Genomic DNA, 11,018 nt, shown 5'->3' with positions numbered 1-11,018 from the left:
GACCAGAGCATCCCGGTCGGCCTGCGTACCCATGCCGTCACGCGTGCCAGGCTGGTGGCGGCGGGCGCGCTGGGCTATCGGCTGGGGGGGCTGCCCGACTTTGCCCTGCAGCCGCCGGACCCGGCGCGATGGGCCTGGATGCCGGAGCAGCCATATGTCGTGTTCCTGCATGGTACCGCCCGTGCCGCCAAGCAATGGCCGCAGGACCGCTGGATCGCGCTGGGGCAGGCGCTGGCCGGGCGCGGCTTGCCGGTTCTGCTGCCCTGGGGCAATGCCCGGGAGCAGGAGGCCGCCCGCCAGCTGGCCGCCGATATCCCCGGCGCGATCGTGCTGCCTGCACTGCCAATGATGCAAGCCGTGGCCCTGGTGCAGCAGGCGCGCCTGGTGATCGGCCTCGATACCGGACTGACTCATATCGCTGCCGCCTACGGCAAGCCCACAGTCGAGCTCTACTGTGACTCGCCGCGCTGGAAGACCGAGGGCAACTGGTCCCCGGCTATCGTCAACCTGGGTGATCTGGGGGCGTCTCCACGTGAAGAAGACGTGTTGCGCACCGCGCTGGAGCTGTTGTCCTGAGTTTTATCGCCCCTTGGGAGTCACTTGGGCATGTGTTGAAACAGATCAAACGCTCCGCGCAAAGCATCAATTTTGCGTGACAAGCCGCATCTGGCCTGCCTTCCAGACGTGCCAGGGCCAAGCTGTCGGCCACACGGGCAGGGCGCTTGCGGGCATAATACGCGCCATGGAATCGCAAATTATCGAGATTGGCCTGACCGAATGGCAGGTCGAGCATCCCAATGAGGACTGGATCACTGCACTGGAAGCCGGGAAGGTGCTGTATTTCCCGCAGCTGGCTTTCCAGCTCATGGAATCCGAGCGCAAGCTGCTGGATCCGGCCGTGCGCGCCCCCAAGTCGCGCAACATCAGCCTTGACGCGCGGGGGCACATCAAGGGGGCTGCCGGTGGAGCCGAGCAGCAGCTGGCGCTGGCGGCGATGATCGGGCGCTTCCGCGAGCAGGCGCTGTCGCTGGTGCACACGCTGCTGCCCAAGTACCGTGATGCCTTGCGCATTGCACCGACCAGCTATCGTCCGATGCAGGTGGAGACACGCGCCCAGTCCTGGCGTGCCGATGACCGCCGCATGCACGTGGACGCCTTTCCCTCGCGTCCCAATTACGGTGAACGTATCCTGCGCGTCTTCACCAATGTGAACCCCGATGGCGTGCCGCGCGTCTGGCGCGTCGGCGAGCCCTTCGAGACGGTGGCCCGGCGCTTTCTGCCACGCGCCAAGCCTTACGTGCGCTGGCAGGCCAGTGTGCTCAAGGCGCTGCACGTGACCAAGTCCTTGCGTAGCCAATACGATCACCTCATGCTGCAACTGCATGACGGCATGAAGAGCGACATGCAGTACCAGCAGGACGCCCAGCAGGTCACCATGCCCTTTGCCGCGGGCTCAGTCTGGATCTGTTTCTCGGACCAGGCCTCGCACGCGGTGATGTCGGGCCAGTACATGATGGAGCAGACCCTGCACCTGGCACCGGAACAGCAATACGACCCGCGATCCAGTCCGCTGGCCATCCTGACGCGCCTGGTCGGCCATCCTCTGGTCTGAGATGCGGCTGCTGTATTCCCTCGTCTGGTGGCTGGTGCTGCCTCTGGTGCTGCTGCGCCTGTGGCGGCGCGGCCGCAAGGAGCCCGGTTACCGGGCGCATGTGGCGCAACGCCTGGGTTTTTATTCGCACGATGCGCGCCTGTCTGATCCGCAGGCTCGGTTCATCTGGGTACACGCTGTCTCGGTCGGGGAGACCCGTGCCGCCGAACCGCTCATCGATGCCCTGCTGCAGCGCTATCCGCAACACTCCATTCTGCTGACCTGCATGACGGCCACCGGCCGCGCCGCGGGGGCTCAGCTCTATGGCAAGCACGGGGCGCGCGTGGTGCAGAGTTTCCTGCCCTACGACACGGGGTGGATGTGCGCGCGTTTCCTGCGCCACTTCCGTCCGGTCGTGTGCGTGCTGATGGAAACCGAGGTCTGGCCCAATCTGATCGAACAGTGTCGCCGCCATCACGTGCCGGTGATGCTGGCCAATGCCCGGCTGTCGGAGCGTTCGCTGCGGCGAGGATTGCGCTTTGCCGCGTTGCTGCGTCCGGCGGCCGAGGCCATCGACAGGGTCGCCGCCCAGTCAGCCGCCGATGCCGAACGTTTGCGTGCCTTTGGTGCAGGCCATGTGGAAGTGACCGGCAGTCTCAAGTTTGATGTCCAGCCTCCGGTCGAGATGGTCGAGCGCGGGTTGGCATGGAAGCGGGCGCTCGGCGGGCGCAAGGTATTGCTGTGCGCCAGTACCCGTGAGGACGAGGAAGCCTTGATTCTGGATGCGCTCGCCAAGCTGGGGCAGACCGACTGGCTGACGGTGATCGTTCCGCGCCATCCTCAGCGCTTTGATGAGGTGGCCGGAATGATTCTGGCGCATGGCTTGCGGCTGCGTCGGCGCGCCGAGCTGGAGCAGCACAACGATTGGAGTCAGGTTGATGTCGTGCTGGGAGACTCGATGGGTGAAATGTTCGCCTATTACGCCTTGTGTGATGTGGCCTTCATCGGCGGCAGTCTCCTCCCGCTGGGTGGACAGAACCTGATTGAGGCGCTGTCACTGGGCAGGCCGGTCCTCATTGGTGTGCATACCTATAGCCGGGGACCAGTTGCCCTCGGTCTTCCAGCGCGGCGAGTCACAGTAGAGCTCGACTGTGGGCTTGCCGTAGGCGGCAGCGATATGAGTCAGTCCGGTATCGAGGCCGATCACCAGGCGCGCCTGCTGCACCAGGGCCACGGCTTGCATCATTGGCAGTGCAGGCAGCACGATCGCGCCGGGGATATCGGCGGCCAGCTGGCGGGCGGCCTCCTGCTCCCGGGCATTGCCCCAGGGCAGCAGAACCGGCAAGCCGCGCCCGGCCAGCGCCTGCCCCAGCGCGATCCAGCGGTCCTGCGGCCATTGCTTGGCGGCACGGGCGGTACCATGCAGGAACACGACATATGGCTGCTCCGGCATCCAGGCCCATCGCGCCGGGTCCGGCGGCTGCAGGGCAAAGTCGGGCAGCCCCTCCAGCCGATAGCCCAGCGCGCCCGCCGCCACCAGCCTGGCACGCGTGACGGCATGGGTACGCAGGCCGACCGGGATGCTCTGGTCGTGGAAGATTCGGGAGAGAGCTTCATATCCAGAACCTTCGGTCGCATTGGCCAGGCCGATCCGACGGCCCTGCGGGGCCAGGCGAGCCATACGCATCACCACGCTGGTCTTGAGCAGGCCCTGGGTATCGAAGACGACGTCATAGCGCTCGGTCTGCAGTTGCCGACGGAAGGCCCCGATCTCGGCGCGAGTCGCTGTCGAGAAGAGGGTCTTGCGCCAGCGACGCAGGGCGATGGGGATGATCTGGTGCACATGGCGGTTGAGGCCGACCAGGCTGGTGTAGCCTTCTTCGACGACCCAATCGATCTGGGCACCGGGGAAATGACGATGGATGTCCGCCACCATCGGCATGTTGTGGACGACATCTCCCAGCGAGGAGACACGGACGATAAGAATTTTCAAGGCTGACCCACGTTGGCGTGACTTTAATGGTGGGCCAGCATCTTACCTCATCGGCTGGTCAGAACGGCAGTGTCACATCGGGACGGGCGGCCAGGATGACCTTGCGGAATTCTCCCTGGATACGCTCCAGAGCCTCCGGCGTCTCGGCCTCGAAGCGCAGCACCACCACCGGCGTGGTGTTGGATGAACGGGCCAGACCAAAGCCGTCCGGGTATTCCACGCGCAGACCGTCGATGGTGATGATGTCCTGGGCGCCATCGAACCTGGCATCGCTTTGCAGCTTGCCGATGAGGGCAAAGTTCTCGCCTTCCTGCAGCTTCAGTTGCAGTTCCGGGGTGCTGACCGATTGCGGCAGGGCATTGAGCACGGCCGAGGGGTCGCTCTGGCGGGCCATCAGTTCCAGCATGCGCACGCCGGCATAGAGGCCGTCGTCGAAGCCGAACCAGCGATCCTTGAAGAAGATATGGCCGCTCATCTCGCCGCCCAGCGGGGCCCCGGTTTCACGCAGTTTGGCCTTGACCAGGGAGTGGCCGGTCTTCCACATCAGCGGCTGGCCGCCGCGCGCGGTGATCCAGGGGGCCAGGTGGCGGGTGCACTTGACGTCGTAGAGGATTTCCTTGCCCGGGTTGCGGGTCAGCACGTCTTCAGCGAAGAGCATCAGCTGGCGGTCCGGATAGATGATCTGGCCGTCCTTGGTCACCAGGCCCAGGCGATCGCCGTCGCCATCGAAGGCCAGGCCGAGTTCGTTGTCGGATTCCTGCAGGCAGCGGATCAGATCCTGCAGGTTTTCCGGATGGGCCGGATCGGGGTGGTGGTTGGGGAAGTTGCCATCGACTTCGCAGAACAGTTCGGTGACATCACACCCCAGGGCGCGGTAGATTTCGCCGGCGAAGGCACCGGCCACGCCGTTGCCGCAGTCGACGGCGATCTTCAGCGGACGGGCCAGCTTCACATCCGAAATCATGCGGGCAATGTAGGTCGCCTTGATGTCGTGCGTGCTGTAGCTGCCGGCGCCCTGCGGGAATTCGCCCTTGACGATGGCGTGGTACAGGGCCTGGATGGTCTCGCCGTGGATGGCCTCACCAGCCAGCACCATCTTGAAACCGTTGTAGTCCGGCGGATTGTGGCTGCCGGTAACCATGATGCCCGACTGCGTATCCAGCACGTGGGTACCGAAATAGACCATGGGGGTCGCGACCATGCCCAGATCGATCACGTCCACGCCGACTGCCTGCAGACCCTTGGCCAGCGCGGCCGAGAGCGAGGGGCCGGAGAGACGACCGTCACGACCGATCACGACTTTCTTCTGGCCCCGGGCCAGGGCGGCTGCACCGAAGGCCTGGCCGATCTGGAAGGCGACCTGGTCATCCAGGGTTTTGTCGATGATGCCGCGGATGTCGTAGGCTTTGAATATGGAATGTGCGGGAGCGTTCATAGTGGCAATGTGGGAGTAGTGATCAATCTCGGAGAACCGTTTTTCTTCTTTTCATCATCATCCAGCGTGGAGACCTGAACCGAACAATGCGGGAATACAGCCAAAGATACGCAATGATGAAGACCAATGTGCAAGCCATCAGTAGCCAGGTATTGCGCCAGAACAACGTCGCAGGCACCACCGCCAAGGACGAAAGTAGCCACAGGTACGGTGAAGTCATCGAATTGCCTCTGATTAATGCACGAGCATCTTCGCGCCCCACCGCCCAACGTACCAAGCGACGGAAGATAAGGCTGTGCAAGTGGATGCCGTCAGGCATCCCAGCGGGCGTGCCTCGCACGAACACACGACGATAGACCGAAAATAACGTTTCAAATACTGGATAGATCAGCAGCAGCAACGCGTACCAAGAAGAGACGTCTGGGTTGCGCATGACCAACAGGATCGAAAGCTCACCGAGAACGAAGCCCAGGAAATAGGCCCCTCCATCGCCAAGGAAAATCATCCCGGCAGGGAAGTTCCATATAAAGAACCCTCCAACTGCACCAGCCACCACCAAAGCTGCAATCAGCACAAATGTATCATTGACCTGAAAAGCCACATAGCCAAGCGACATGAGCATGCAAATGGTCACAACTCCAGCGAGGCCATTGAAACCGTCAATGATATTGATGGCATGCGCAACTCCTGCCACGGCAAGAATCGTCAGAGGCAGCGCAATCCACAAGGACGTGATATGCCAAGTCATGAACCCGAGATGGAGGTGACTGATGCGAGCGTCCATGAGCACGAAGCCCATCCATGCAGCGATGAAGGTCAGCCCCAAACGACGGATTGGACTAACTTTGCGGGTGAAGTCCTCGACAAGCCCCCCTGCGAACGCCACTGAAGAACAAAGCAGTAACATGCCAATCTGAAGCGCCAACTCCTTGGTCCGAAAGGCAGAAATACAGCAATTGACAGCCACGGCAGCGAAAATGCACAACCCACCGATACGAGGTACTGCATGAACATGCACTTTCTGGATGCCGTCTAAGTCAACATCCAACCCCGCCTCATGAAGGTGAGCATGACGAATTACCAACAGGGTAAAAATGGCGGAAATAACAAAACTGATCAAAAAAGAAGACATGTATCGAGCTACCTGTGGGAGCTACCTAGGGATAGTTCGCTGTTTGAATGAGCATTCTAACGAGCAACGAAATTCACATACTCTTGAGCATGTTATGGAAGGCCAAGAACCGCATTGTCGCATGACGGCGAGAGGTTAAACGCATTTACCACGAAGCAATAAGAGTACGCAAACAACAAATTTTCTCACCCAACAGGATGAAATGGAAAGAAATGTTTGGTTTAAAATGAATGCCCATTTATTGGGTTGCGCCGATGCCCTGGTACCTTATCCATACAAAACCGCGGCAAGAGAAGGTGGCTTTAGAAAATCTAGAGCGTCAAGGCTACGTTTGCCTGCTGCCGATGCTCAAAAGAGAGAAGCTTCGCAAGCGCGCCATTGACGCAACCGCTGAGCCACTCTTTCCACGCTATCTCTTCCTGCAAATTAACGACAAGACCGCAGGACGCGGCCTTGCACCAATTCGCTCTACACGAGGAGTGAGCCGACTCGTATCGTTCGGACCAACACCAGTAGAGGTGACTCCACGCCTCATTGAATGGTTGCGCTCATTTGAGAACAGGGCCCCTGAACCTGTGCCACTGTTTGTTCCCGGGGAGAAAGTTATAGTAACCACTGGCCCATTCAGTGGTCTCGAAGCCGTTTACAAAATGGCCGATGGCGTCCGAAGAGCAATGATCCTTATCGAAATTCTGCACAGGGAAGTCCAACTGAGCATATCGCCGGCAGACCTGCGCAAATGCCAATAGGCTGCAATACCACGAGAGAGCAAAAAATGCTGCCTGAAATCAACGACGTATGGCACAATCCGTTCGCCGCATGAACACCCCTGCACCGACCCGCGCTTGCTGAACGTTGAACAGTAGGGCGGTAGCGTGTCCGGCGCCCTACACTATCAAATACCTCTCCATGACACATCGTCCGGAATTTCAGGAAGACCTCCAGTTCCAAGTGTTACGTAGACTTCAGGAAAAGCCAGGAGTGAGCCAGCGGTCGTTGGCGCGCGAGTTAAATATTAGCTTGGGAAGTATCAATTTCTGTTTTCGCGCGCTGATCGAAAAGGGCTTGGTGAAAGTCCAGAATTTTAGCAACAGCAAGCACAAGTTAGGCTACGTCTACCTCCTCACGCCGTCTGGAATAACTGAGAAGTCGCAGCTGACGGCCGCATTCCTCAAGCGCAAGGTCGGTGAGTACGAGGCGTTGAAAGCGGAGATTGATCAGCTCAAAGCCGAGCTCTCTGACGATCAGTGCTGACTCCGGCGGCACGACCACCGCCCCCCTCCTGCTTAATCTAGAAGAAGAGAAATGAGTTTGCCCAGCAAAATATATGTCGCCGGCCACCGTGGCATGGTTGGTTCAGCCATCGTTCGGATGTTGCAGCAAGAAGGACAACAACAGATCATCACTCGTCAGCACAGTGAACTGAATCTAACTGAACAGGCTGCCGTGCGCGCCTTCTTCGAAGAAGAAAAGCCGGACCAGGTGTACCTCGCGGCTGCGAAGGTGGGCGGAATACACGCCAACAATACGTATCCCGCAGACTTCATCTATGACAACTTGATGATAGAAGCCAACATTATCGACGCGGCATTCAGAAACGGAGTGAAGAAACTGCTCTTCCTGGGATCGAGCTGTATCTATCCGAAGATGGCCGAGCAGCCGATGAAGGAAGATGCCCTGCTCACGGGCGTGCTGGAGCCAACCAATGAGCCTTACGCACTGGCAAAGATCGCCGGCATCAAGCTCTGCGAGAGCTATAACCGTCAGTTTGGCGCATCCCATGGAATCGACTACCGCAGTGTGATGCCTACCAATCTGTACGGGCCTGGAGACAACTACCACGGTGAGAATTCACATGTCATTCCGGCCTTGATACGGCGCTTCCATGAGGCCAAGGAACAAGGCGTTCCAAATGTCACGATCTGGGGCAGTGGCACGCCAAGGCGCGAGTTCCTCTATGTGGACGACATGGCTCGAGCCTGCCTGCACGTCATGAAACTGCCGCAGGCAACCTATAACGAGCAAACCCGGCCGATGCTCAGTCACATCAACGTGGGCTTCGGTGACGACGTCACCATTGGAGAACTTGCCAGATTGATCCGGCACGTGGTCGGGTATGAAGGCAACATGAGCTTCGATCCAACCAAACCCGATGGAACAATGCGCAAGCTTATGGACAGCTCGCGTCTGCAATCTCTGGGCTGGAAGGCCCGTGTCAGTTTGGAGGACGGGTTGAAAATGGCCTATCAAGATTTTTTGCAATCCAGCTCCGTGCATAAGTAACAGGAAACCATCCACCATGACCACACAACAACCTAAAGTTGCCCTCATCACAGGCATTACTGGCCAGGACGGCGCATACCTAGCCGAACTGCTGTTGGAAAAAGGCTATATTGTGCACGGCATCAAGCGTCGTACCAGCCTATTCAATACGGATCGCATCGATCATCTATATCGTGATCGCCATGAATCAGGCGTCCGCTTCTTCCTGCATCACGGCGACATGACCGACTCGTCTTCGCTGATCCGCATCATTCAACAGACGCAGCCGGACGAAATCTACAACCTGGCGGCGCAAAGCCATGTGGCCGTCAGTTTCGAGGAGCCCGAGTACACGGCCAACTCCGACGGCCTGGGCGTGCTGCGATTGCTCGAGGCCATCCGCATCCTGGGACTGGAAAAGAAGACGCGGTTCTACCAGGCCAGCACCTCTGAGTTGTACGGTCTGGTCCAGGAGATCCCTCAAAAGGAAACCACTCCCTTCTACCCGCGCAGCCCGTATGCTGTGGCAAAGCTTTACGGCTACTGGATCGTGGTCAACTATCGGGAGGCCTACGGCATCTATGCCTGCAACGGCATCTTGTTCAACCACGAATCTCCTCGTCGCGGCGAGACATTTGTCACACGCAAGATCACGCGCGCGCTCGCACGCATCAAGCTGGGACTTCAGGAATGCCTTTTCCTCGGCAATATGGACGCCAAACGCGACTGGGGTCACGCGCGCGATTACGTCGAAATGCAATGGCTGATGCTTCAACAGGAGAAGCCAGAGGACTTCGTCATCGCTACCGGCGAGCAATACAGTGTTCGTGATTTCGTCAATGCCGCCGCCGCAGAGCTTGGCATGAAGCTGCGCTGGGAAGGCAGCGATGTCAACGAGAGGGGTTATGACGAAAAGGGTGTCTGTCGCGTCGCGGTCGACCCACGCTACTTCCGCCCGACCGAAGTCGAGACGCTGCTGGGGGATCCAACCAAGGCCAAAGAAAAGCTCGGCTGGACGCCCTCAACCTCCTTCGCCGACCTGGTCAGCGAAATGGTGCGCGAGGATCTCAAGTCAGCACAGCGTGACGAACTGATCAAAAAACATGGCTACCGGGCCATGGATTACAAAGAGTGAGTTATGTCGCGATTCACCGTCATTGACCTCCCTACCTACAGCGAGCCCAGGGGTTCGCTTACGGTAATGGAAAATGCCCTCCCATTCCCGGTGGTACGAACCTACTGGATCTATGGTGCGGACGGCCAAACCCGTGGCGGCCACCGTCATCGCTACACGCGACAAGGACTGGTCGCTATCAGCGGAACCGTTTCCATCTACATGAATGATGGGAAGGAAAGCGAAACCATCGTACTGAACAAACCCAGCCAGTGCCTGGTGGTCGAGCCAGAAGCTTGGCACACCATGACCTTCGGCCCGGGATCGATGTTACTTGTGATGTCCTCCCATAGTTACGACCGAAGCGAATATATCGACACCCCCTATGAATAAGTCGCCATTGATCGAATACGAAAGCCTCGCCAAGTCGAATACGACCTTCATGGCTGAACTGGAAGCAGCCGCAACACGTGTCATCCGTTCGGGCTGGTACGTGCTGGGCCAGGAAGTTGCAGCCTTCGAAGCGGAATTTGCCAGCTATACCGGCGCGCGTCACTGCATCGGCGTAGCCAACGGTCTGGATGCGCTGATTCTCTCCATTGAAGCCCTGGACCTCCCCGCTCAAAGTGAAATCCTGGTCGCCTCCAACACCTACATCGCGACTATCCTCGCCATCTTGCGCGCTGGTCACCGTCCGGTTCTGGTCGAACCGGAATTGGAGACTTTTAATATGGACCCGGACCATCTCGCTGCTGCCATGAGCTCACGCACCCGTGCCATCTGCGTGACCCACATGTTTGGCAAGAGCTGCAGGATGGATGAGATTTCAGCCTTCGCCAATTCACATGGACTAAAGCTGGTCGAGGACTGCGCGCAGTCGCATGGCGCGAGGTACAACGGTCGAATGACCGGCACCTTTGGAGACAGCGGTTGCTTCAGCTTCTATCCGACCAAAAATCTGGGAGCGATCGGCGATGCTGGTGCCGTCATCACGGACGACGACGATCTGGCTGAGCGCCTGCGACATCTGCGCAACTATGGCTCGAAGCAGAAGTACGTCAATCGCTATGTCGGCGTCAACTCCCGCCTGGATGAGCTTCAGGCAGCCCTCCTGCGCGTCAAACTGCGCCATCTCGACCAGATGACGCAGCATAAGAGGGGGCTTGCGGAGATTTATCATCATGAACTACCACAGTGGCTTTCCAAGCCGCTACAACGGGATGCGGAATATGATGTCTACCACATCTATGGGGTACGTCATGCTCAACGCGACGCACTACGCCAGCACCTGCTGGAAAACGGAGTCAAAACCGAAGTGCACTATCCAATCCCACCGCACCATCAGCAAGCAATGCAAGGTCTTCTCTTCGGGGAATACCCCATTGCTGATGAACAGCACGCAACCGAGTTAAGCCTACCTATTTCCGTGGGTCATACCCATGATGAGATCAAATACGTATGCGATGTAGTTCAACGCTTCAAAGCCTGACG

The 11,018-nt window shown here is 58.8% G+C and carries 11 protein-coding genes and 1 pseudogene; 9 read left to right on the top strand and 3 right to left on the bottom strand.

The window, feature by feature from the left end; genetic code table 11:
* The 3 genes and pseudogenes from GWL_RS22660 to GWL_RS23190 form a co-directional block, all read left to right on the top strand.
* Window positions 1-576, top strand: a 576-nt coding sequence (locus GWL_RS22660) for a glycosyltransferase family 9 protein (protein ID WP_034351657.1), incomplete at its 5' end; no start/stop codon positions are given.
* 166 nt (window positions 577-742) lie between these two features.
* Window positions 743-1,612 carry a Kdo hydroxylase family protein gene (locus tag GWL_RS22655; protein WP_008334911.1) on the top strand — a complete coding sequence of 290 codons (870 nt, stop codon included), beginning with the start codon at window positions 743-745 and terminating at the stop codon, window positions 1,610-1,612.
* Between the two features lies 1 nt (window position 1,613).
* Window positions 1,614-2,687 (top strand): annotated as a pseudogene (locus GWL_RS23190) (3-deoxy-D-manno-octulosonic acid transferase); the annotation flags it as partial.
* Here GWL_RS23190 and waaC read toward each other — a convergent pair.
* Genes waaC through GWL_RS22635 form a run of 3 tightly spaced genes read right to left on the bottom strand, consistent with a single transcriptional unit; the run spans window position 2,646 to window position 6,151 of the window.
* Complete coding sequence (gene waaC, locus GWL_RS22645) at window positions 2,646-3,584, bottom strand: lipopolysaccharide heptosyltransferase I (protein ID WP_008334910.1); 939 nt, start codon at window positions 3,582-3,584, stop codon at window positions 2,646-2,648. The pseudogene GWL_RS23190 and the gene waaC overlap by 42 nt on opposite strands.
* A gap of 58 nt (window positions 3,585-3,642) precedes the next feature.
* Complete coding sequence (locus tag GWL_RS22640) at window positions 3,643-5,019, bottom strand: phosphomannomutase/phosphoglucomutase (protein WP_008334909.1); 1,377 nt, start codon at window positions 5,017-5,019, stop codon at window positions 3,643-3,645.
* A gap of 22 nt (window positions 5,020-5,041) precedes the next feature.
* On the bottom strand, window positions 5,042-6,151 hold the full coding sequence (locus tag GWL_RS22635) for a glycosyltransferase family 4 protein (protein WP_034351653.1): 1,110 nt from the start codon (window positions 6,149-6,151) through the stop codon (window positions 5,042-5,044).
* A gap of 230 nt (window positions 6,152-6,381) precedes the next feature.
* On the opposite strand from GWL_RS22635, the gene rfaH reads away from it, so the two are divergent.
* The 6 genes from rfaH (at window position 6,382) to GWL_RS22605 (ending at window position 11,016) form a co-directional block, all read left to right on the top strand.
* Window positions 6,382-6,900 (top strand): transcription/translation regulatory transformer protein RfaH, encoded by a 519-nt coding sequence (gene rfaH / locus GWL_RS24150; RefSeq protein ID WP_202799762.1) that lies wholly within the window; start codon window positions 6,382-6,384, stop codon window positions 6,898-6,900.
* A 160-nt stretch (window positions 6,901-7,060) separates the two neighbouring features.
* Window positions 7,061-7,405, top strand: a complete 345-nt coding sequence (locus GWL_RS22625; protein ID WP_034351651.1) for a MarR family EPS-associated transcriptional regulator — start codon at window positions 7,061-7,063, stop codon at window positions 7,403-7,405.
* 51 nt (window positions 7,406-7,456) lie between these two features.
* Complete coding sequence (locus GWL_RS22620; protein WP_008334900.1) at window positions 7,457-8,434, top strand: GDP-L-fucose synthase; 978 nt, start codon at window positions 7,457-7,459, stop codon at window positions 8,432-8,434.
* A 16-nt stretch (window positions 8,435-8,450) separates the two neighbouring features.
* Window positions 8,451-9,548 (top strand): GDP-mannose 4,6-dehydratase, encoded by a 1,098-nt coding sequence (gmd, locus tag GWL_RS22615; RefSeq protein ID WP_008334899.1) that lies wholly within the window; start codon window positions 8,451-8,453, stop codon window positions 9,546-9,548.
* 3 nt (window positions 9,549-9,551) lie between these two features.
* Window positions 9,552-9,920, top strand: a complete 369-nt coding sequence (locus GWL_RS22610; RefSeq protein ID WP_034351650.1) for an FdtA/QdtA family cupin domain-containing protein — start codon at window positions 9,552-9,554, stop codon at window positions 9,918-9,920.
* The gene (locus GWL_RS22605) at window positions 9,913-11,016 is read left to right on the top strand and encodes a DegT/DnrJ/EryC1/StrS aminotransferase family protein (protein WP_202799761.1); all 1,104 of its coding nucleotides are present in this window, start codon (window positions 9,913-9,915) and stop codon (window positions 11,014-11,016) included. Before GWL_RS22610 ends, GWL_RS22605 begins: the two co-directional genes overlap by 8 nt.
* Window positions 11,017-11,018: the final 2 nt, after the last annotated feature.

This window comes from Herbaspirillum sp. GW103 (genome assembly GCF_000261365.1).
Taxonomy (GTDB): domain Bacteria; phylum Pseudomonadota; class Gammaproteobacteria; order Burkholderiales; family Burkholderiaceae_D; genus Herbaspirillum.
Note: the sequence above shows the minus strand (reverse complement) of the source record. Positions and strands in the feature narration are given on the sequence as shown.